Annotated in this window: 27 protein-coding genes and 6 tRNA genes; 27 read left to right on the plus strand and 6 right to left on the minus strand. The window is 31.1% G+C overall.

The features are described 5' to 3' along the window. Window positions 1-284: 284 nt before the first annotated feature. The 5 genes from FYJ27_RS11215 (at window position 285) to FYJ27_RS11235 (ending at window position 6,214) form a co-directional block, all read left to right on the plus strand. Window positions 285-1,202 (plus strand): ABC transporter permease, encoded by a 918-nt coding sequence (locus FYJ27_RS11215; protein WP_154484921.1) that lies wholly within the window; start codon window positions 285-287, stop codon window positions 1,200-1,202. A 13-nt stretch (window positions 1,203-1,215) separates the two neighbouring features. Then, window positions 1,216-2,163, plus strand: coding sequence for an ABC transporter permease (locus FYJ27_RS11220; protein ID WP_154484922.1), 948 nt, complete (start codon window positions 1,216-1,218; stop codon window positions 2,161-2,163). Between the two features lie 13 nt (window positions 2,164-2,176). Next, complete coding sequence (locus tag FYJ27_RS11225) at window positions 2,177-3,211, plus strand: ABC transporter ATP-binding protein (protein WP_326831085.1); 1,035 nt, start codon at window positions 2,177-2,179, stop codon at window positions 3,209-3,211. Window position 3,212: 1 nt separating this feature from the next. After that, window positions 3,213-4,178, plus strand: coding sequence for an ABC transporter ATP-binding protein (locus tag FYJ27_RS11230; protein ID WP_154484923.1), 966 nt, complete (start codon window positions 3,213-3,215; stop codon window positions 4,176-4,178). Window positions 4,179-4,507: 329 nt separating this feature from the next. Continuing rightward, on the plus strand, window positions 4,508-6,214 hold the full coding sequence (locus tag FYJ27_RS11235) for a peptide ABC transporter substrate-binding protein (protein WP_154484924.1): 1,707 nt from the start codon (window positions 4,508-4,510) through the stop codon (window positions 6,212-6,214). Between the two features lie 34 nt (window positions 6,215-6,248). Here the strand turns inward: FYJ27_RS11235 and FYJ27_RS11240 are convergent, their stop codons facing one another. After that, window positions 6,249-6,389 carry a hydroxymyristoyl-ACP dehydratase gene (locus tag FYJ27_RS11240; RefSeq protein WP_154484925.1) on the minus strand — a complete coding sequence of 47 codons (141 nt, stop codon included), beginning with the start codon at window positions 6,387-6,389 and terminating at the stop codon, window positions 6,249-6,251. 133 nt (window positions 6,390-6,522) lie between these two features. Between FYJ27_RS11240 and FYJ27_RS11245 the strand changes: the two genes are divergently transcribed. The 16 genes from FYJ27_RS11245 (at window position 6,523) to FYJ27_RS11320 (ending at window position 15,261) form a co-directional block, all read left to right on the plus strand. After that, complete coding sequence (locus FYJ27_RS11245) at window positions 6,523-7,113, plus strand: hypothetical protein (protein WP_154484926.1); 591 nt, start codon at window positions 6,523-6,525, stop codon at window positions 7,111-7,113. Between the two features lie 2 nt (window positions 7,114-7,115). Beyond that, window positions 7,116-8,114, plus strand: coding sequence for an AIR synthase family protein (locus tag FYJ27_RS11250; protein ID WP_154484927.1), 999 nt, complete (start codon window positions 7,116-7,118; stop codon window positions 8,112-8,114). 202 nt (window positions 8,115-8,316) lie between these two features. Beyond that, entirely contained in the window at window positions 8,317-8,841 is a 525-nt protein-coding gene (locus FYJ27_RS11255; protein WP_154484928.1) for a DUF2179 domain-containing protein, read from the plus strand. 64 nt (window positions 8,842-8,905) lie between these two features. After that, window positions 8,906-9,925, plus strand: coding sequence for a GerMN domain-containing protein (locus FYJ27_RS11260; RefSeq protein WP_154484929.1), 1,020 nt, complete (start codon window positions 8,906-8,908; stop codon window positions 9,923-9,925). Window positions 9,926-10,063: 138 nt separating this feature from the next. After that, window positions 10,064-10,840, plus strand: a complete 777-nt coding sequence (gene rph / locus FYJ27_RS11265; protein WP_154484930.1) for a ribonuclease PH — start codon at window positions 10,064-10,066, stop codon at window positions 10,838-10,840. Beyond that, a complete protein-coding gene (locus tag FYJ27_RS11270) occupies window positions 10,830-11,441 on the plus strand; it encodes an XTP/dITP diphosphatase (protein ID WP_154484931.1) in 612 nt (203 codons plus the stop codon). The genes rph and FYJ27_RS11270 overlap by 11 nt, the downstream gene beginning before the upstream one ends. A 1-nt stretch (window position 11,442) precedes the next feature. Beyond that, complete coding sequence (locus FYJ27_RS11275; RefSeq protein WP_326831086.1) at window positions 11,443-11,922, plus strand: metallophosphoesterase; 480 nt, start codon at window positions 11,443-11,445, stop codon at window positions 11,920-11,922. A 202-nt stretch (window positions 11,923-12,124) separates the two neighbouring features. Next, a tRNA-Gly gene (locus FYJ27_RS11280) sits at window positions 12,125-12,198 on the plus strand. Between the two features lie 12 nt (window positions 12,199-12,210). Then, window positions 12,211-12,287: transfer RNA gene (locus FYJ27_RS11285), tRNA-Arg, on the plus strand. A gap of 23 nt (window positions 12,288-12,310) precedes the next feature. Continuing rightward, window positions 12,311-12,387 (plus strand) — tRNA-His (locus FYJ27_RS11290). A 4-nt stretch (window positions 12,388-12,391) separates the two neighbouring features. Next, window positions 12,392-12,467, plus strand: a tRNA-Lys gene (locus FYJ27_RS11295). Window positions 12,468-12,470: 3 nt separating this feature from the next. Continuing rightward, a tRNA-Leu gene (locus FYJ27_RS11300) sits at window positions 12,471-12,554 on the plus strand. A 59-nt stretch (window positions 12,555-12,613) separates the two neighbouring features. Beyond that, a complete protein-coding gene (locus FYJ27_RS11305; protein ID WP_154484933.1) occupies window positions 12,614-13,414 on the plus strand; it encodes a metallophosphoesterase in 801 nt (266 codons plus the stop codon). Between the two features lie 219 nt (window positions 13,415-13,633). Beyond that, window positions 13,634-14,800 carry a S8 family peptidase gene (locus FYJ27_RS11310; protein WP_154484934.1) on the plus strand — a complete coding sequence of 389 codons (1,167 nt, stop codon included), beginning with the start codon at window positions 13,634-13,636 and terminating at the stop codon, window positions 14,798-14,800. A 160-nt stretch (window positions 14,801-14,960) separates the two neighbouring features. After that, window positions 14,961-15,131 (plus strand): 4Fe-4S binding protein, encoded by a 171-nt coding sequence (locus FYJ27_RS11315; protein ID WP_154484935.1) that lies wholly within the window; start codon window positions 14,961-14,963, stop codon window positions 15,129-15,131. Between the two features lie 53 nt (window positions 15,132-15,184). Beyond that, window positions 15,185-15,261: transfer RNA gene (locus FYJ27_RS11320), tRNA-Arg, on the plus strand. A 117-nt stretch (window positions 15,262-15,378) separates the two neighbouring features. Here the strand turns inward: FYJ27_RS11320 and FYJ27_RS11325 are convergent. The 4 genes from FYJ27_RS11325 to FYJ27_RS11340 form a co-directional block, all read right to left on the minus strand. After that, a complete protein-coding gene (locus tag FYJ27_RS11325) occupies window positions 15,379-16,530 on the minus strand; it encodes a tyrosine-type recombinase/integrase (protein WP_154484936.1) in 1,152 nt (383 codons plus the stop codon). A gap of 195 nt (window positions 16,531-16,725) precedes the next feature. Then, on the minus strand, window positions 16,726-18,369 hold the full coding sequence (locus FYJ27_RS11330; RefSeq protein ID WP_195839127.1) for an SIR2 family protein: 1,644 nt from the start codon (window positions 18,367-18,369) through the stop codon (window positions 16,726-16,728). A 12-nt stretch (window positions 18,370-18,381) separates the two neighbouring features. Then, window positions 18,382-18,732, minus strand: a complete 351-nt coding sequence (locus tag FYJ27_RS11335) for a hypothetical protein (protein WP_154484938.1) — start codon at window positions 18,730-18,732, stop codon at window positions 18,382-18,384. Window positions 18,733-18,756: 24 nt separating this feature from the next. Next, window positions 18,757-19,155: a helix-turn-helix domain-containing protein gene (locus tag FYJ27_RS11340; RefSeq protein ID WP_154484939.1), complete on the minus strand. Its 399-nt coding sequence runs from the start codon at window positions 19,153-19,155 to the stop codon at window positions 18,757-18,759. Between the two features lie 157 nt (window positions 19,156-19,312). Here FYJ27_RS11340 and FYJ27_RS11345 point away from each other — a divergent pair, with 157 nt between their 5' ends. From FYJ27_RS11345 to FYJ27_RS11355, 3 genes are read left to right on the plus strand one after another with little or no spacing between them, the layout of a single operon-like run. Next, a complete protein-coding gene (locus FYJ27_RS11345; protein WP_326831087.1) occupies window positions 19,313-19,543 on the plus strand; it encodes a helix-turn-helix transcriptional regulator in 231 nt (76 codons plus the stop codon). A 27-nt stretch (window positions 19,544-19,570) separates the two neighbouring features. Further along, window positions 19,571-20,308, plus strand: coding sequence for an ORF6C domain-containing protein (locus FYJ27_RS11350; RefSeq protein ID WP_154484940.1), 738 nt, complete (start codon window positions 19,571-19,573; stop codon window positions 20,306-20,308). A gap of 12 nt (window positions 20,309-20,320) precedes the next feature. After that, window positions 20,321-20,497 carry a hypothetical protein gene (locus FYJ27_RS11355; RefSeq protein ID WP_154484941.1) on the plus strand — a complete coding sequence of 59 codons (177 nt, stop codon included), beginning with the start codon at window positions 20,321-20,323 and terminating at the stop codon, window positions 20,495-20,497. Here the strand turns inward: FYJ27_RS11355 and FYJ27_RS11360 are convergent. Further along, a complete protein-coding gene (locus FYJ27_RS11360) occupies window positions 20,475-21,116 on the minus strand; it encodes a hypothetical protein (RefSeq protein ID WP_154484942.1) in 642 nt (213 codons plus the stop codon). The two genes, FYJ27_RS11355 and FYJ27_RS11360, sit on opposite strands and share 23 nt — an antisense overlap. A gap of 64 nt (window positions 21,117-21,180) precedes the next feature. On the opposite strand from FYJ27_RS11360, the gene FYJ27_RS11365 reads away from it, so the two are divergent. The 3 genes from FYJ27_RS11365 (at window position 21,181) to FYJ27_RS11375 (ending at window position 22,026) form a co-directional block, all read left to right on the plus strand. Further along, the gene (locus FYJ27_RS11365) at window positions 21,181-21,510 is read left to right on the plus strand and encodes an excisionase family DNA-binding protein (protein ID WP_154484943.1); all 330 of its coding nucleotides are present in this window, start codon (window positions 21,181-21,183) and stop codon (window positions 21,508-21,510) included. Continuing rightward, window positions 21,511-21,741 carry a hypothetical protein gene (locus FYJ27_RS11370; protein WP_154484944.1) on the plus strand — a complete coding sequence of 77 codons (231 nt, stop codon included), beginning with the start codon at window positions 21,511-21,513 and terminating at the stop codon, window positions 21,739-21,741. Window positions 21,742-21,849: 108 nt separating this feature from the next. Next, a complete protein-coding gene (locus tag FYJ27_RS11375) occupies window positions 21,850-22,026 on the plus strand; it encodes a hypothetical protein (RefSeq protein WP_154484945.1) in 177 nt (58 codons plus the stop codon). Window positions 22,027-22,125 lie beyond the last annotated feature (99 nt).

Genomic DNA, 22,125 nt, shown 5'->3' on the forward strand with positions numbered 1-22,125 from the left:
TATCTATTCTAATGTTACAAAAAGTTAATGAAAATTTAAAGGTTTTGTAATTGTAAAAACTGCAAGTATTAAGTATTATTAATACTAATAACCAATTTGGAAAAATAGAAAGATTCAGAAAATTAGAATTAAGGAAGTTTTTTATTAGGGTTTGCTCAAGCTTCTATAAAAGAAGAGAGGAAACCCTTTAATCAAAATGATATATTCTAAAAATTTAGAAGGGAGGGAACAAATATAATAATCGCAATATTCCAAAAACTAAACATGGAGGTGGCTAAAATTAAATGTTAAAGTATACTTTAAAAAGAGCCTTAATGGCAATTCTTACTATTTGGGTTGTAGTAACTATTACTTTCTTCTTAATGAACTCTATACCTGGTGATCCATTTACAGATCAAAAGAAAATTCCACCAGAGATTATGGAGAAACTTGAGAAGAAATATGGACTGGACCAACCTCTTGTAGTCCAATATGGAAAATATCTTAAGAACATATTAAAGGGAGATCTGGGAGATTCTATGAAGTATAAGAATAGGTCAGTAAATAGTATCATAGAGGAAGGATTTCCAGTATCTTTCAAGGTTGGAATGTTAGCTATAATATTTGCAGCTGTAGTAGGAATAACCTTTGGAACTATAGCTGGATTAAATAGGGCTAAATTTTTTGACTTCTTAGTTATAATATTAGCGGTAATTGGGGTTTCTGTACCAAGTTTTGTATTTGCAGCCTTGTTCCAATATGTTTTTGGTGTTAAATTAAAATGGTTTCCTGTGGCTAGATGGGGAACACCAGCCCATTATGTAATGCCAGTTTTAGCATTAGGTATAGGGTATGTAGCTTATATAGCTAGGATGATGAGGACAAGTATGCTTGATGTATTAAATCAAGACTATATAAGGACTGCTAGAGCTAAGGGTCTTTCTAGTACTCAAGTGACATGGAGACATACTATAAGAAATGCAATTCTTCCTATAGTTACCATACTAGGCGTTTCTATAGCAGGAATAGTAGTAGGTTCATTTGTTATAGAAAATATATTTGCTATACCTGGTATAGGTAAACATTTTGTTCAAAGTATAACCCATCAAGATTATACTCTAATCATGGGAACAACAGTATTCTATGCTGTCATATTAGTTGTGATGATGTTCTTAATAGATATATTCTATGGTATTGTTGATCCAAGAATCAGACTTGAATAGAGGAGGGAAGAAGATGTCAGAAGTTAAAACAGAACAAGTGGAAGGATTGAAACTTACTGAGGATATGTTTCAAAGGATAGGAAAAGATGAAAAAGATTATGATAAAATAGTTAGACCTAGTTTGACTTATTGGGCAGATGCATGGAGAAGACTTAAAGAAAATAAATTGGCAATCATGAGTTTAATTATACTAATAGTTGTTGTAGTTATGGCATTTATAGGTCCTCTTATGAGACCATGGGCTTACGATGATCAAGATTTTACTGCCATAAATAAAGCACCAGATAGTGTACATTGGTTTGGAACTGATGATTTAGGAAGAGATATATTTGTAAGATGTTGGGATGGTGCAAAGATTTCCTTATTTGTGGCGTTGATTTCTACAATTATAAATGTAACTATAGGAGTTGTCTATGGAGGAATATCAGGCTATGTTGGTGGTAGAACAGATTTAATAATGATGCGTATTATAGAAATAATATACTCAATACCAGTATTGTTATGGGTAATCTTACTTATGGTAGTATTAGGCCAAGGTTTGGGAACTATAATTTTAGCTATATCTATTACTGGATGGGGTGGAATGGCTAGAATAGTAAGAGGTCAAGTACTTCAATTGAAGCAGATGGAATTTGTTCTTGCGGCTCAAACATTAGGAGCAGATACTTCAAGAATTATTTTAAAACATTTAATTCCAAATGCTATGGGTCCTATTATTATAAATTTAACATTCCAAGTACCTGGGGCTATATTCACTGAAGCTATGCTAAGCTATATAGGATTGGGAATTCCTGAACCTACAGCTAGTTGGGGGACATTAGCTGAAAAAGGTACAAAAATGCTTTTAATTCATCCATACCAACTACTCTATCCTGCACTTTTGATTTCTATTACTATGCTTGCCTTTAATATTTTAGGAGATGGACTTAGAGACTCCTTAGATCCAAGGCTAAGACAATAAGGAGGGGAAAAGAGTGGAAAAATTAAATAAAGATAAATTATTATTAGAGGTAAAAGATCTACATGTGTCTTTTGATACTTATGCAGGTGAAGTTAAGGCTGTTAGAGGCGTTAATTTTCATGTAAATAGAGGGGAAACATTGGCCATAGTTGGTGAATCAGGATGTGGTAAATCAGTAACTGCTCAGACTATAATGCAATTAATTCCTATGCCACCAGGGAAGATTAAAAAGGGCAGTATAATTTTTGATGGTAATGATTTAGCAAAGTACAGTGATAAAAAGATGGAATCTGTTAGGGGAAAGGAAATAAGTATGGTTTTCCAAGACCCTATGACTTCTTTAAATCCTACAATGAAAGTAGGAAAACAGATAATGGAAGGTCTTATTAAACATCAGAAAATGTCTAAAGAGGAAGCTAAGAAAAGAGCAGTTGAAATGTTGAAATTAGTAGGACTTCCTACACCGGAAAAAAGAGCGGAACAATATCCTCATGAATTTAGTGGAGGGATGAGACAAAGGGCTATGATAGCTATAGCACTAGCTTGTAATCCAAAACTTTTAATAGCAGATGAGCCTACAACAGCCCTTGATGTAACTATTCAAGCTCAAATAATAGAGCTTATGAAGGATTTACAAATTAAATTAGATACAGCTATTATACTTATTACCCATGATTTAGGTGTAGTTGCAAAGATTTCTGATAGGATAGCAGTTATGTATGCTGGTGTAATAGTTGAAAGTGGTACTAGTAATGAAATATTTTATAAACCTAAACATCCTTATACTTGGGGACTTTTAAAATCTGTACCTAGGCTTGATTTAGAGCGCAAGGAAAGGTTACTTCCTATTTATGGAACACCACCAGATTTATTTTCACCACCAGCAGGATGCCCATTTGCTGCAAGATGTGATTATGCTATGAAAATATGTAAAGAAAAATATCCACAGAAATTTGGAATTACAGATACTCATCATGTACATTGTTGGTTGCAACATGAAATGGCACCAGAAGTTAAACATCCTCTAGCAGAAGGAGGGACTAATTAATATGGCTGAAGATAAGAATACATTATTAGTTGCAAGAGATTTAAAAAAGTATTTTGATATAGGTAGAGGTCAGGTTGTTAAAGCTGTTGATGGTATATCTTTTTCTATAAAGGAAGGAGAGACTTTAGGACTTGTAGGAGAATCAGGTTGCGGTAAATCTACTGTTGGAAGGACTATTGTAGGACTTTATGATGCTACAGATGGAGAAGTGATATTTGATGGTATGAATGTAGGGGAACTAGATAAGAAAGAGAAAAAGCATTTTACAAGAAAAGCTCAAATGATATTTCAAGATCCATATGCTTCTTTAAACCCAAGAATGACTATTACAGATATTATAGGGGAAGGTATAGACATTCATGAGCTTTATGAAGGTAAAGAAAGGCAAAAAAGGATATATGATCTTTTAGAAGTAGTTGGGCTTAGTAGAGAACATGCAAGCCGTTTTCCCCATGAGTTTAGTGGAGGACAACGACAACGTATAGGGATAGCAAGAGCACTTGCTATTGAACCTAGATTTATTGTATGTGATGAGCCTATATCTGCCTTGGATGTATCTATTCAAGCACAGGTAGTAAATTTACTTGAAGATTTACAGGATGATTTAGGTTTGACCTATTTATTCATTGCCCATGATCTAAGTATGGTAAAACATATATCGGATAGGATAGCTGTAATGTATCTGGGTGCTATGGTAGAGCTTGCTGATAGCCATGATTTATATGAACAGCCTCTTCATCCATATACTCAGGCATTGCTTTCAGCAGTACCTATACCAGATCCTGATATAGAAAAGAGTAGACAGAGAATAATACTGGAAGGTGATGTACCTAGTCCTATTAATCCACCACCTGGATGTAAGTTCCAAGGTAGATGTAAATATGTTCAACCTATATGTAGAGAAGTTGCTCCTGAGTTTAAGGAAAAAGGTAAAAATCATTTTGTAGCATGTCATGTAGTTAAATAAAAAGTCATTTAATGAAAGTTTATAACATAAAGTATATTGAGTAATTACTTTATCTTGACAATATATTAAATTTTATTTATACTTTTATTAACAAGATGTAAATAAAATAAACGATTAATTACAATAAAGTAATTTATTTTTAAAAAAAAGTCTAAATATAATTATTGTTTTATTTTTAATTTTTAGAAAATTAAAGGAATATATAATTAAACATAGAATTATTTAAATAATAAAAATATATTAAGTTATCAAAATATTAAAATAAAAACTATTTCATAAAATTAATTTTTATTTTAATATTTAAAAATAATGATAAGGGGGAAAGCTTTATGAGAAAACAAAAGTGGCTATTATTATTATTGGTATTAGTACTTACGCTATCTTTAGCTCTAACTGGTTGTGGTAAGCAAGACAAACCTAAGCCAGCTGCAACTGATGATAATCAAGAGGAAGAGACTAAAGATGATGGTGAGGAGAAGTTAGCAGAAGAGCAAATACTCAGGGTGAATTGGGGTTCAGAACCACCAGATTTAGATCCGCAAACTACTACAGACCAGGTTTCATTTTGGATTATAAATGCTGCTTATGAAGGACTTGTACGATTAGATAAAGATGGAAATGTACAACCAGGATTGGCTGAAAAATGGGATGAAGAAGAAACAGAAGATGGTGGAGTAATCTATACATTCCACTTAAGGGATGCAAAATGGTCAGATGGAACACCAATAACTGCAGAGGATTTTGAATACTCTTGGTTTAGAGCGATAGATCCAGAGGTTGCAGCAGAATATTCTTACCAATTAACTGATACTGTTGGAATAAAGAACGCAGGTAAGTTCTTTGAAGGTGAAATTACAGATAAAGAAGAAGTAGGGATAAAGGCAGTAGATGAGAAGACTTTCCAAGTAGAACTTGAAAGAAATGTACCGTTTTTCTTAAGTCTAACATCTTTCCCAACATTTATACCAGTACAAAAAGCTGCATTAGAAGAATTTGGAGATGCATTTGCTTCAGAAGCAGATAAAATGGTATATAGTGGACCATTTGTAATAAGTGAATGGGAACATGAGCAAAAACTAAATCTAAAGAAAAATGAAAACTATTGGGATGCTGAAAATGTAAAACTTGAAGAAATTCATGGTGATATGATTACAGAAAATAGTACTGCTATTAACTTATATGAAACTGGAGAATTAGATGTAACTGGTGTTGCACCTGAATTCTTAGATAACTATAAGGATTCTCCTGAATTTAAAAATTTAGCAATAGCTACTACTTGGTATATCCAATACAATTGTGAAGATAAGTACTTAAAGAATCAAAACCTAAGATATGCATTGTCCTTAGCTATAGATAGACAAAGTTTTGTTGACAATGTATTAGCAAATGGTTCCATCGTAGCTGAGGGATTAACTCCTACATTATTGCCAGGAAAAGATGGTAAAGAATTTGCTGAAAACCGTGGAGATGTATTGCCGAAATATGATCCAGAAAAAGCTAAAGAATATCTAGAAAAAGGATTGGAAGAGTTAGGAATTACTAAAGAAGAATTAGAAGGACATTTAACCTTCCTAACTGGTGAATCAGATGTAGCTAAGAAACAAGCTGCAGCTATTCAAAATATGTGGAAACAAAATTTAGGTATAGAAGTTGAAATTGAAACTGTTGCATTTAAGATTCGTATTGATAGATATAATCGTAAGGACTACACTACAACTTTTGCAGGTTGGGGTGGAGACTACAATGACCCATTGACATTTATGGACCTATGGGTAACAGATGGAGGAAATAATGATACAGGCTGGAGCAATGAGAAATACGATGCAGCTATTAAGACAGCTATTGAAGGTGAAAGTGATGAAAGAATAGATGCAATGATTGAAGCAGAAAAGATTTTAGCGGAAGAATTACCTATAATGCCTATATTCTATGATGCAAGAAACTTCCTTGAAAAACCATATGTAAAAGGTATAGCTAGATTCCCAGTAGGAGCAGATACAGATTATAAATGGACATATATAATAGAACATGAATAAAATATTTAGTATAAAAAACAGGGGTTAGATTTTTCTAATCCCTGTTTTTAGGTTTTTGTTTTTTCTTAAAATAGGGACAATCTTTTGCTGGAGTTCCAGATGAATAAGTTACATGTTTTAAATTACATATTCCTTCCTTTTCATATATACAATTCTCTGAACAATTAATAATCAAAGGTAGAATACCTCCTAAATTAATTTATACATATATTTTGTCCATTAAATTTAAAATTATGATGTGTAAAAAGGCTAAAAATCTGGTAAAATATATATTAATGTATAATGAAGATTAGGAAAGGAGACTGAATTTGCTTTTTAAAGATTATAATTTTACTGGATTAGTTTATCATATAGCTAATATTAACGATTTAAAGGATATACTTGAAGAAGGAATAACATATGATCACAAATCAACTTATAGAGATAGATATATAGAGTTCCATAAGTTTTTTGATTTGCTAAAGCCAGATTATATTCCTGATTGGGTTATTAGACAGAAAGCTATATTTGCTAGTATGAATTTCAAAAGAGAACATTATTTTCATTCTCATAGTGTAGTATTGGGATTAAAAGTCGATATAAATAAATGTTGGATAGCAAATGAAAACCTAGCTAATTCTTTGTATGAACCATTAGTTTTAAAGGATATAAAAGATTTTAAATTTGCAAAACAATATATTGAAAATATAGGGGTTAAACAAGGAAGAAAATATTGGGAAACATCTTTAAGCTTTGTGAATAATCTCTCTAAGAGGATGGATAAAAGGGAAGATTATGATGAAGAAGTTTTAATATTCCATTCCATAGAGCCTAAAGATATAATACCATTATATATAGTATCTGATCACAAGATGCTTACTATAGATGAGTGGAAATCAATATTTAAGGGGGACAGATAAGGATGGAAATAGGGAAACTACCAAATGACGTACTTGAAAAAATAGTATTTGATAATATAAAAAACAAAAGAGAAGAGGTTCTTGTAAGGTCAGCTGTAGGGGAGGACAATGCTATAATGGATTTTGGTAAGGATGTATGCGTCCTTTCTACAGACCCTATAACGGGAACAGCTAAGGATATAGGGTATTTGGCAATACATATATCTTGTAATGATGTGGCAAGTAGTGGAGCAGAGCCTATAGGTGTACTTATGACTATTATGGCTCCGCCAAATACTACTGAAGATGATATAAATGATATTATGAAGGAAGCTGGAATAGCTGCTTCTGAGTTAAATGTAGAAATAATGGGAGGCCATACAGAAATAACGGATGCTGTAAATAGAACAGTTATTTCAACTACCGTAGTAGGCAAACTTCCGAAAGAAGAGCTTATAGATCCTAAAACCACAGAAATTGGGAACAAGGTACTTATGACAAAATGGACAGGTATTGAAGGAACATCTATAATAGCAAAAGAGCTTAAAGATAGTATTAGTGGAAAGATGCCAAAAGAGTTATTAAATGAAGCTATAGGCCTTGGAGAAAAAATTAGTGTAGTAAAGGAAGGAACTATTTGTGGCAATATAGGAGTTAAATATATGCATGACATTACGGAAGGAGGTGTACTAGGAGCAGTATGGGAAGCAGGGAAGGTAATTGGAAAAGGTATTAAAATATATGAAGAATCTATACCAATTAAGGCATCAACAAATGCCATATCTAAGATACTAGACATAAATCCATATAGACTTATATCTAGTGGAAGTATGCTAATAGTTGCAGAGGATGAAAAAATAGATATTATAGAAAAAAGATTAGGAGAAGAGGGAATAGAAGTGACTGTTATAGGAGAAATAATAGACAATGGAATTTATATGGAAAAAGGTGAAAGTTTAGAAGAGATAGAACCACCTTCAAGCGATGAACTATATACAGCACTTTCTAGAAGTACAAAATAAATATTGGAAAAAGGTTATTTATGTAAAGAGAATATAATAGATTAACTTTGATATATTAATAGAATATGTCATGGATAATCTGTTGAAATAGATGATATACTGATATATAATAGGAAAAAATACTATATAATTATAAATAAGCGGGGATTGATTCTCCGCTTATTTACGCTTATTTATATATAGAAAACTAGGGGTGATAAAGATGAATCAAGTTTTAGGGTATTTACTTATATTTATTGCTAGGATATCAGATGTTTCATTGGCTACAATGAGAACTTTGATGGTGGTTCAGGGAAGGAGAAGACAAGCAGCTATTATAGGCTTTTTTGAAGTTATTATATATGTAACGGCATTGGGTAAAGTTGTTAGTGGTTTAAATGATATAGGTAATCTACTTGCATATGCATTGGGATTTGCTTGTGGAAATTATATAGGAATATTTGTAGAAGAGAAAATAGCTTTAGGAAATTTAACTGCTCAGGTAATATTAAAAGGTAGTGAAAACCAGGAGTTAATAAATATATTGAGAGAGAAAGGATTTGGAGTTACAGTATTGCAAGGATATGGAAGAGAAGGTAGTAGAGAAGTTTTAAATATTACATTAAATAGGAAAGATTTGGAAGTTTTAAGAAATATATTAGAGGAAAATGATAATAGCGCTTTTATTACAGTGAATACTACAAAACCTATTAGTGGCGGATATTTTACATCGGTTAAAAAGAAATAATCATAGTATTCTCTATCCCTTAATATAATGTATTAGGAGTAGAAAGAGGGGGGTAGAGTAGAGGATGAAATTTAAAAAGTTTTTACTTATAGTACTTATATTATCTATTAGTATAAATGTGGGTGGATGTAAAGGAAAAGATGCTTTTAAAAAACTATTTTCTAAAAAAGATGATAATGTGGAAATAATAAGAAGCGATGAAGAGAAGTTAGATATAACTGAAGAAGATGGATTAAGGAATACTGTCATGTATTTTAAAAATAGTGAAGGATTCTTAGTTCCAGTAATGAGAAAATTACCTTGGGAAGAAGGAATTGCCAAAATAGCTTTAAAAAATATGATAGATACCCCCACATTAAGAGAAGATTTAAATTCTACAGGACTTGAACCTATAATTCCAGCAGGTACAGAAATAAGAGGAATGACTATAGATGAAGATACAGGAGTTTGTAAGGTGGATTTTAATAATGAATTTTTAAACTATGAATCTGAAAAAGATGAGAGCAATCTAATTAAGAGTGTAGTATATACTTTAACTGAATTTCCAACAATTAGAGAGGTACAGATACTTGTAGAAGGAGAGGCTGTCTCTACAATGAAGTATGGAACTCAAGTGGAAGATAGTCTGAGAAGAGAAGATATTAATCTTGTAAAGAACTTGGAAGGGGCTAGGTCTAAGGTATTGGTTTATTTTAAAGGTGAGGATAATGAAGAATATGAATATTTTGTACCAGTTACAGTTCCTACACTTGCACCTATGCCTAATGTATTCACAGCACTGGAAGAATTATTCCAAGGACCTCCTGAGAACACAGGACTTTCTTCAAATGTATATGAAGTAGCTGAATTACAAGGGGTAGAGGTAAAAGATGGAATAGCCTATGTAGATTTATCCTTTGATTCGTTAAAAGAAGAAAATAAAAAAGATGTATTAGAAGAAGTATATAAAAGTGTAGGTCTTACTTTAAGCCAATTTGATGAGATAGGAAAAGTAGAATTATTAATAGATGGAAAAACCTTAGAAGAGGCTGGAATGGATTTCGAATATGATGAATCAATACCTACATTTGCAAATGAGTATTAAAGCTGCCTTAAGGCAGCTTATTTATTAATAATAAAAAATAAAAATGTGAATATTAATATTGTTATAGTTTTACTTATGGAAAAGTAAAACTTTTTTTGTTATCATTAAGTTTAAGATTAGATATAGGAGATGGATTAAATGAAGAGAATAGACAAAAGAAAATATAATGAATTGAGGAATGTAAAAATCACTAGAAATTTTTTAAAACATCCACAGGGTTCTGTACTTATGGAAATGGGAGAAACTAAGGTGATATGTACGGCTATGGTAGAAGATAGGGTACCACCATTTTTAAAAGGAACTGATACAGGCTGGATAACAGCTGAGTATTCTATGTTGCCTGGTTCAACTATAAAGAGGAAGATAAGAGATTCAGCTAAGGGAAGAATAGAAGGAAGATCTCAAGAAATCCAAAGACTTATTGGAAGGTCCCTTAGAGCAGTAGTAGATTTAAAGGCTATTGGTGAAAGGACTATATGGCTGGACTGCGATGTTATACAAGCAGATGGAGGTACAAGGACTGCTTCCATTGCAGGAGCTTTTGTAGCTTTAGTAGACGCATTAAATAAATTATACATAGAAGGTCAAATACCACATATTCCAATTTCAGGTTTTATATCTGCAGTAAGTGTGGGTATATTAGAAGGAGAACCTATTTTAGATTTATGTTATGAAGAAGATTATAGAGCTCAAGTAGATATGAATATAGTTATGACCGATAGGAATGAATTTGTAGAAATACAAGGTACAGGAGAAGAAAGTACTTTTTCAATAGATGAGTTGGATACCCTTTTAAGTTTAGCTAAAAAGGGAAATGAAGAAATTATTATAAAGCAAAAAGAAGCTTTGGGAGAAATTGCTGAATTGATTGGAAAAACTGAAAAAGTAGAAGGTGAAAATAAAAATGAAAAATAAGAAAATAATATTATCTACAGGAAATATTGATAAGATAGAAGAAATAAAAGACATTTTAAAAGATTTACCTTTTTCTATATATTCAAAGAAGGAAGTAGGTCTTGGAGATTTAGAAGTAGAAGAAGACGGAGATACTTTAGAAGAAAATGCAATAAAAAAAGCTATGGCAATTTCAGAAAGGATAGATGGGATAGTCATAGCTGATGATACGGGATTATTTGTAGATAAATTAAATGGTGCTCCAGGAGTATATTCTTCTAGGTATGCAGGAGAAGATGTTTCTTATGAAGATAATAATAGAAAGTTATTAAAGGAGTTAGAAGGTACACCATCAGAAGAAAGAACTGCTAAATTTCAAACTGTCATTGCTATAGTTACAGAAGATAAAAAAATAAAAACTGTCTATGGAGAATGCAGAGGAAGAATTGGCTTTGAAGTTAAAGGTAGTGAAGGATTTGGATATGATCCGTTATTTATAGTAGATGGCTATGGAAAAACTTTTGCTCAGTTAGGTGAAGAAGTAAAAAATAAGATAAGCCATAGAGCTAAAGCACTAGAAAAACTAAAAAAAGAATTGGAAAAGTTAGCAGGGGATGATTGATGTGAAAATTTTTGTCGTAAGTGATACCCATGGAAATATTGATGAATTTATAAGTTTTGCAAAAAAATTAGATAGACCAGATCTTATTATACATTTAGGAGACTATTCAGAAGATGGTTATGAAATAGAAAAAAGAATGGGAATAGATACAATTGTAGTAAAGGGAAATTGTGATTTTTTAGATAAAAGAAAAACAAAAGAAGAAGAAATTTTAAATTTAAATGGAAAAAGAATATTTATTACACATGGTCATAGATATCATGTTAAAATAGATATATTAAATTTATTTTATAAGGCTAGAGAAGAAAAAGCAGATGTAGTTTTATTTGGACATACACATATTCCATTAATTTTTGAAGAGAAAGGTATTTTGTTTGTGAATCCTGGAAGTACCTCATTTCCTAAGGGAACAGAAGGCAAGACTTTTGGCTTTTTAGATGTAGGAAAACAAATAGAAAGAAAAATAATTAAAATAAAATAAAAATTCTATTGACAATCGTGCTAGCATCTGCTATAATTTTAAATTGTCAGCAAGAAAGCGTGACGAAAGCTTGGGAAGTAATCGCGGGTGTAGCTCAGTGGTATAAGCAGAGAACCAAAATCTATGATTTGGTGTGAATCGCTTAGTGGTATAACTTTTATACGCCACTTATATTTAGGGCTATCGCAATTTTAACTGTATTGCGGGTGTAGCTCAGTGGTAGAGCACTGGCTTCCCAAGCCAGCTACGAGGGTTCGATTCCCTTCACCCGCTCCAAAAAAGTATAACGCACCTATAGCTCAGTTGGATAGAGCAACGGACTTCTAATCCGTGTGCCGGGGGTTCGAATCCTCCTAGGTGCACCAGGATGAACAAATTAAATACTATGGTGGGTATGGCCTAGTTGGTTAGGGCGCCAGATTGTGGCTCTGGAGGTCGTGGGTTCGAATCCCACTATCCACCCCATTTTGACCCATTAGCTCAGTTGGCAGAGCACCTGACTTTTAATCAGGGAGTCCGGCGTTCGAGTCGCCGATGGGTCACCACTTGCGGGAGTGGCGGAACTGGCAGACGCGCTAGACTTAGGATCTAGTGTCATTGACGTGGGGGTTCAAGTCCTCTCTCCCGCACCAGATAAAATTGGCGAAAGCCAATTTTTTTATTTATAAAAAACCAGGAGGAAAATTATGGGATGAGTACAAAGACATATATCTTGTTAACCATTATAGCAATATTTTTAATATATATATCTATTCAAATTAAATATTTTAAAATTAATAAAGTAATATTAAATAATGATGAAATATCTAATGATTTAAATATAGTCCAAATAACAGATTTTCATAATAATAAACTTATAAATAAGAATAGATTAATTGAAGAAATAAAGAATATAGACCCAGATGTAATCTTTTTAACAGGCGATATAATAGATGCTAAAACAAAAGATTTTAGTTATTCATTGAATATCGTAAAAGATTTAATGGATATTACAGAAAAAATATATTTTGTATGGGGAAATCATGAGCTTAGAAATACTAAAGGAGAAGAATTTGTAGGAGAATTAAAAAACATAGGAGTTATTGTATTAGACGATGAAAATATAAAGTGCCAAATAGCTAATAATAAAATAAATATTATTGGACTTAATTTTTTTATAGATGAGAAAGATTATAATAAAGCTATAAAAGGAATAGATGAGAAAGATTATAATATAATTCTTTCCCATTCTCCAAATAGGCCTTTAAGATATTTAAATGGAAAAGAAGATTTAATACTTTCTGGTCATACCCATGGTGGTCAAGTAAGATTACCAATAATAGGAGCAGTAATAGCTCCAGGTCAAGGATATTTTCCTAAATATGACAAAGGGTTGTTTGAACTGGAAAATTCCATATTATATATAGATAGTGGTTTAGGAAATAGTGTATTCCCTATTCGATTTTTAAATAGGGTGCAAATAAGTAATATCATGATAAAAAAGTTTTTATAACTATATAGTTATAAAAACTTTTTTATTCAAACAACACAAATAATGGAAAAAGCTATTTACAATTCCATTTTTTGTGTTATTATAATAATAACAGTATATATTTTTCATAATTATTTTATCCCCAAATAAGGAACAGGCATAAAAAGGAATAGAGATCTACAATTACAATATCCTAAATTAATAGAAAATTTAGAATATATATTATTAGGGGGAATTAAAATGAAAAAAGCTTTATCAATACTGTTAAGTTTGTTAATATGTTTAGGAACTATTGGATTTCAAGGAGAGGCAGCCTTAGAAGACATAAGTTTAGCAAAAGAAGAATATTTAGTACAGTTTGATATTCCAGGCATAGAAAATCTACCTAAAGCTAGTATTGTAGCCAAAGAAAAAAGTATTTTAAATTCTATAAATATACAAGAAAAAGATATTTTAGAAACCTACGATTTACTTCCAATTTATTGTTTAAAACTAGATGAGAAACAAGTAGAAGCTCTTAAAAAAGACTCTAATATAAAAAATATTGAACCTAATATTGAGTTTAAAGCCTCAGCCCAAACAATACCATGGGGAATAAGTAGAGTTCAAGCTATAGATGCTCATAGATACAATTATACTGGAAAAGGTGTTAAAGTTGCAGTACTTGATTCAGGAATTGATAGTAGACATAATGATTTAAATGTTAGAGGTGGATATTCAGTATTTAATGATAGTCCTTATAGCGATGGAAATGGACATGGTACCCATGTTGCAGGTACAATAGCTGCTCTTGATAATTCAATAGGTGTCAAAGGTGTAGCATATAATGTGGAGTTATACGCAGTAAAAGTATTGAATAGTTATGGCTCAGGTTCTCTTTCTGGAATTGCTAAAGGTATAGAATGGTCTATAAAAAACAATATGGATATTCTAAATATGAGTTTAGGAACTTCTACTCATTCATCAATATTAAAAGATTGGTGTGACCTTGCATATGATTCAGGTCTTCTAGTAGTAGCAGCTGCAGGTAATAGCGGTAATGCAGCAGGAATTGGAGATACGGTAGATTATCCTGCAAGATATTCTTCAGTTGTGGCAGTGGCAGCAACAGATTCTAGTAATAAACGTGGTTCTTTTTCAGCCCATGGACCGGATATTGAAATATCGGCTCCAGGAGTAGATGTTTATAGCACTTATCCAAGCAATAGATATACAACTATGAGTGGAACTTCAATGGCTTGTCCACATGTAGTTGGTTCTGCTGCATTAGTCTGGGGAGCAAATCCAAAATTAAGTAATGTTCAGGTTCGTGAAAGTTTAGTTAGAACTGCTAGAGGATTGGGAAATACAAATCATTACGGCTCAGGGTTAGTCCAAGCCCTTGATGCAATTAATTATTATAGGTAGTATAAAGTAAATAAAGCCTGTTCCTATATCATTGTAGACTAATTTGACTAAAGGGGAAAAATCCTAGATTATCTTTGATAATCTAGGATTTTTATATTTTATTTAATTTTAAAATAATATATAATATAATTATATTATTATTTTATATGGAGATGATTGCATGTTAATCAAAATAAATTATGATAGATGTAAAAGTTGTGAAAAATGTGTTGAAGTATGTCCGATTGGTATAATAGAAATGATGGATATTCCTCGAATAGATGAAACAAGATGTATAAAATGTAAGACCTGTGTGGCAATTTGTCCTTTCAAGGCTATAGAGATTAAATAAATTGAATTTGACTATATATCTATTTATATTTATAATAAGAGAGTAGAAAGTATGCACCCTTAGCTCAATTGGATAGAGTAGCTGACTTCGAATCAGTCGGTTGGGGGTTCGAGTCCCTCAGGGTGTGCCATGTTGAAGCCTTGCAATCTTAATGGTTGCAGGGTTTTTATTTTACTTAAAACTAGTTTACATAATGTGATATTGGGGACATTTTGGGGACATTTTAAGTTATTTTGTGTTTTCGTTCTCACTTTTTTTCACTTCCAAACATTATATCTTTCATTTTTTCTGCTGCTACTTTATCAGCAGATTTTAAGGCATGTGAATATATGTTTAGTGTAGTAGAGGTATTTGAATGTCCTAGCCTGGCAGATAGGGCCCTTATATTTAGTCCTGCATGTATTAACATAGTAGCTGATGTATGTCTTAATTGATGAAATGTTATTTTCTTTAATCCTTTTCTCTCTATAAATTGAGAAAACCATTTTGATGGTGTCCCAGGGTGCATAGGTTTTCCATTCCATTGGGTGAATATAAAATTATTTTGGAAGTCTCCTCCTTCCCATAACTCCCCACATTTAAGCATTTTCTCTTTTTCATTGGTTTCATGTATTTTTAAAATTCTCATAGTTGGCTCTGGTATTGATATTATTCTATTTGAATTTTCATTTTTGGGATCTTTCGTAAAGGTTCCTTCTCCTGGCAAGTATTGGTTTGATTGTTCTATTTCTATAGTGTTATTTTTAAAATCAATATGCTTCCATTGCAAACCCATTAATTCTCCTAATCTAAACCCGGATGCCATAGTTACAAGTATAGCACATACATATTTAGTAGGTTCTCCTTCTAAGGCTTTCATTAGTTTATCAATATCCTCTTCGTCATAATATTTAGCCTTTGGTTTAGTTGTTGCTGGAGGATCCACTCTCACAACAGGGTTATCATTTAATATTTGCCACTTAACAGCGTCATTAAACATCTTTCTTAATAGTCTATGGTAATGCATTATTGAGTTATTAGAAAGCGTGCCTTCCCTTTGTAGTGCTTTGTAGAAGTCTAATATATGAATGGGTTTAATTTTATTTAGTTTCATGTGGCCAAAGAAAGGCAATATTCGTAGTTCTAACAATCTTTCATATTCATATACGGTTTTAGGTGCTAGGTTGGGCCTTGCATAATCATCTAGCCATTTATTAGCGTATAATTTAAATGTTAATTTAGAAGGCTCTATAAAATTATCACCTTCTATTTCAGCTACAAATTTGGCTAATTCTTTTTCTGCTTGAGATTTAGTTTTACATTCTACAGTCCTTCTGTATCTTTTTCTATTTTTTCCGCTTCCTATAGATACAGTTAATCTATATTTATTCTTGCCACGCTTTTCTATAGATCCGGCCATATTATCACTCTCCTTATTATGCCAGTTACTTAAGTTTTACAGTAGTTTTAGATTAGAATGTTTAATCGTAAGTTCCGCTATACAGTTTGACAAAGTATTTCTGGCATGATATATTAAAAGTATACATAATTAGGCGCACGATGCTGAATAGTCGCTTCTTTAAGAAGTCACGACTTTGGCTAGTTCGCCTTATTTTTATTTGTTTTTCATATAGTCATAAACAGCAATTAGTTTTTTAAACTCAGTACTTCCTTCTATTTTGCTCAAATTGGTGTCATTATTTTCCAAAATTTCTGTAATATATTCTGATACTTCTGGAAGTTCAAGGTTGTAAATAGAATATATAATATATGTAAAATTTTTTTGTTGATTATTTTTTGTTGCTTTTTTTATATCAGATATGGATGTAAAATGTTTTAGATTCGGCTTACGTTCTAATTCTTTTTTCATCCAAGATGAATAAACTTCTCTTACATCCTGTTTTATAAATTTTATTTTTTTACTTTCTAAGAATTGAATATTTTGATCATTTTTATGAAACTTATACTTGTATATTGGAAAAAAAGACCTTGCATTATTTGATTTTAATTTAGGAAAAACTTCTTTTAATAAAATTTGAGTATCTAGAATTAATAAATCATCAAATATAATGTCACGATATAACTCAGACATGCTAATACCTAAATATCCTTTTCTCATCATTCCTAACTTTTGATAAGAACCAATATAGCAAGCTAATTCGTCGCCTTTGATATTTGGGTCTTGTAATGCTGTAGCAAATATTTTATTGTTTTTTTCATTTGTGATTATAATTTCACTTACTTCTTTAAATAATTTTCTTGCTAAATCTACTCTATATTTTGGTATTATTTTATTAAATGATTTATATAGTTTGCTATAATCATGCAAAGTAATATTAATAAAACTAAAATCGTGGGAACCAAATCTTTCGGTTTTTATATCGATATACTCACCTTCATTTTCTTTAGCTTTACTAATAAAGAAAAGTTTATTTCGTATCTTTTTTCTATGTTCAGCAGTCAAACATCTTGATATATCCTGAAAAATATTTCTGATATTCTCATCATTTAGACTATATCCAATAAAAATTATTGGAAATTCAACAAATATTGTTAATAGTTTTGCTGCCAGATATTTGTTTGTTTGAGCTACTTTTCTATAATCTTCGTTAGTGAAAACTATGCTATCAACCTTTGAGCAACACCCATGTATTTTATACAATTCTGAAAATTGGTAAGACATACTACCCAATAATTCTAATTGATCTTTATAGACTGTGAAATCTGTAAATATTTTTTCTAGTAGCAAATCATAATTAGTGGTAATTATTCCTGCTATTTTAATTTTATTTTCAATTAGAGCATTAATCTCATTTTTTAACAAAAGTTTGTTATTAGTAGTATTAGCAAAATATTTACACAAATAAAATTTAAAAGGATTGATATTTTCTTCAAGAATGGTTTCTATCTCTTGCTTAGTAAAGTGATTATTTCTAAATTCATTTTTGTTGTAAAAAGTATTTTTAAAATCATTTTCAATATAGGAAGCTATTAATGAAAATAATTCATTTTTAGACTCTTTATTTTTAGCATTTACTTCAGCTTTGTTATAATATTGCATATAAGCTAACTTAGGACTGTCTTCTAGGGGCTTAACAAGAAAAGCTAAATGTTCAAGAAGCTCATCCCAGGAAGGCGTGTTTAAGTACCTCTTACTGAAGCCACTACCAATAAATAGAAAAGGCTGCGTATTTAATGAACTCATGTACATATTTAATTGTTTTTCTATTGCTGTATGTTCAGTATGTAACCTTATCATAATCATCCTCCTTTATTTTCCATAAATATATCCTGCTATACATTCTGCCACCCTATCAGCTTCACCCTCAAAATATGTATGCTGCATGTCCAAACCAATAATATACCCCATGCTAGGCAAGTCATATGTAATATGTTTAATTTCATGTATAAAAGTTTTGCATTGAGTCTCATAGTTAACGTTACCATTTAGTATTAAATGATAATTTCCTCTTCTACTAACATAAACAAATCCTAGTACATTAGAAGAAATATTACATGCTATAGAAGTTTTAATATTGTATGCATTCATTACTTCATGAAAAGAAATACTTCCATCTATAAGCGATTTAAGTAAAGATTTATCTAAGATATCTATATTCATTGTAATCTCCCCCTTTGAACCGTGTTATTGATCTAGCATATCTTCTTCATCTTCAATAGCTTTTATTATTCTAATTATCTGCTTAATGTCTTTAGGAGATAGGTTTTTTGTTTGCTTAAATAGTAGTTGTAAATCTTCTCTTTCTTTTAATTCATTCCAAAATTCTATTAATTCTGGATCGTCTTCTACTGCATTAGATATTTCATCAGATGGGTTTTTTATATCTGTTCTGCCAAGTAGGTAGTCGGTTGATACGTTGAAGAAATTAGCTAGTTCGTCAATGAAATCAACGTTTGGTATTCTTAGATTATTTTCATATCTTGATAAAGTTGCTTTAGTTGTTCCTAAGATTTCCGATAACTCTTCTAAAGTAATATCCTTTTCCTTTCTTAAAGCTTTCATTCTTTCAGAAAAAGTTGCCATTATAACACCCCTTTTTTACTTAATTATAATATGAAGTTACCAAAATTAAAACATGGGTTACCAAAATTAAAATAAAATTATAATAAACAGTTGACAAGTTACCAAATGTTTATTATAATTGTGTTACCGAATGGATAACAGGAGGTGAAGAAATAAAGTGAGATTAAGGAACCCTAACTTAAAACTAAAAGCTTTAAGAATTGAACATGAAATCAAACAAAGTGATTTAGCTGATATGATTGGTATAGGTAAGACTACTTACAATAGAAAAGAAAATGGTTTTAACGAATTCACAGAAAATGAAATAAAAATAATATGTGAAATTTTCAATAAAGAACCAAGTGAAATTTTTTTTAACAATAAAGTTACCAAACGTATAAAACCATAAAAACAAAATAAAGGGGGACAAAAGACAATGGATAACAAACTACAGATTTTCAAGAATGATGAGTTTGGAAAAATAAGAGGAAAAGAAATAGATAATAAACCGTATGTAGTTTTAAGAGATGTTTGTAAGGTTTTAGGACTTAATAATGTTTCACAGGTAAAAACAAGACTTAATAAGGATGGGGTCATTACTAATGAGGTCATAGATAGCCTAGGAAGAAGACAAAAAGCTAGTTTTATTGATGAGAGTAATTTATACAAGGTAATTTTTCAATCTAGAAAGCCAGAAGCAGAAAAATTTACAGATTGGGTTACATCAGAAGTATTACCATCAATCAGAAAAACAGGCAGTTACTTAGCAAGAACAAATAATTCATTACAGGCAATCAAATTAGTAAATGAACAAGTTGGGGCTTTACTTGGAACTGTGGAACAAATAGATGAAAGAGTGGACTATCTAGAGGATAATATGACAGTAGATTTTGGGCAACAACGAAGGTTACAAAATAAAGCAAAGTCAAAAGCTTTAGAAAGTTTGGGCGGTATAGAAAGTCATGCTTATAAAGATAAAAGTATAAGGTCTAAGGTATTTAGTGGCATTTGGAGAGATTACAAAGATTATTTCATGATAGGGAGTTATAGGGATACTTTAAAAAAAGAATTTGATAAAGGCATAGAATTCTTAGATAACTGGCAGCCACAAGGCAAGCTTTTAAGAGAAATAGAGGAAATGAATAAACAATTAAATTTAGAAAAGGTGATGTAGGGGGCGAGAAAGATGGACTTGGAAAAGAGAGTAGCTGCTCTTGAAGGCCAAATTCAAGAACAGCGTAAAACAATACGATTCATATGGATTTCATTAATGTTGATAAGTCTTACAATAATCACTTTATCTACAAGGTTTAATAAACTAATAAACATACTAGATGAAGTTATTCGTCGAGTTGCTTCTTGAGAATGTTTAGTTCCTCAATTTCAATCTCAATTAATTGTTGTACAGAATCCTCTAGATTTGTTAGTTGTTTATTAGGCATTTGGGCTTGTATAAACATTATAACTGTAATTATAAAAGTAATTATAGTCATAATTTGTTCCCAGGTTAGTTGAGACTTTTGTCTAGATATTTCAATAGCAGTTTCTCTTGATTCGCTTATTTCTTCTGGATAGTCATAAAAATCAAATTTATTAATAGTTTCAGAAGAAATTTGGGTAATGGCTTTTGAACTTTCATCAGAGACGCTTTTTACCATTAACTTAGGGTCAATATCCATAATATCAATTAAAATATCTTGCTGAGCCTGAATAGATTTCAAAATATTATCACTAAATACTTGTATCATATCGTTATATTTTTCGAAAATTGAATATATAGGTTCAAACATTTTTGAGATGTTTTTTTGAATATTTATAATGGGAACCAATGTTTCTGCCATTCTATCTTGGAAGTTAATAAATGGTTTAAAAGCTTGTTCCATTTGATTTTGTGCAATGGTTATTGGAATAAGGGTTTCTTCTAGTTGTTTACCAATTTGGTTTATAAGCTCGGAGTATTCTCTGAAATTAATAAGACTCACCCCCTTTCAAGAAAATTTTACCACATTAGACAAAGGGGGACAAATGTAAAAAGGAGGTCTAAAAATGTCACTTGAAAAATCAATTGAAAGCTTACAGAAAACAATGATGGATCTTATAGAAGTAGTTAAGTCTATAGATACATCAAACGAAGTTAAAAGGACTACATTTACTACAGATGAAGCAGCAGATTATGTAGGAGTTGGCAGAGAGGTACTTCTACAGGCTGCAAAAGATGGAGAAGTAAAACACTTTAGAAATGGTACAAGATATCTATTCAGAAAGAAAGCTTTAGATGAGTGGATAACAATAAAAGAAGAGGAATCAATTATCTATAGGGATGAAAAGAATTATATGGATTATTTACAAAATGAATTAAGAAAGGAGGCCAAATAGATGGACAAGATTTCAATTAGTCTAACTAAGAAAGAGCTGGACATATTAAATAGAGCATTGACAGGTTATGAAAAAGAGCTAAATGAAGTTTTAGAAGTAGAGCCAATTTCAAGTTTGTTGACTAAAGAAGATGCAGAAAGAAGATTGCAAGAAGCATTTGACTTAAATGAAAGGCTTAGAAATGAGAAGTGGGAAAAGTTTTGCTGGAAAAGGAGGAGAGAAAGTGAATAGCTTTGTATTAAGTCCATGGAGTCCAGCATTAGGTTTTATTTTAGGAATTTTTTATTTAATACTTTTAGCTATAGATATGTATAGGGAAAATGATTAGGAGGTGGACAAGTGTCAAAGAGAGATAGAGCTAAAAAAGCAAATGCTAGAAAGGGACAGATTAGAGCTAAAAGAGAAACAGAAAAAATGATTAAAAGAATAAAAAAGACCAGTTCAGATGGCAGTCTGAAAAGGTCAATTAAAGAAAACTTATTATTAACTTATTATAACATATCCGGAGGGATTTAAACAATGCGTAGACATAGAAGTTTTAAATTAAAGTGGTCTAGATACTATCAATTTTTAATAGAAGGTCAAATATTTTATTTAAAACTTAAGGCTTATACG

The sequence above is a fragment of the Anaerosalibacter bizertensis genome, assembly GCF_009696605.1.
GTDB lineage: Bacteria > Bacillota > Clostridia > Tissierellales > Sporanaerobacteraceae > Anaerosalibacter > Anaerosalibacter bizertensis.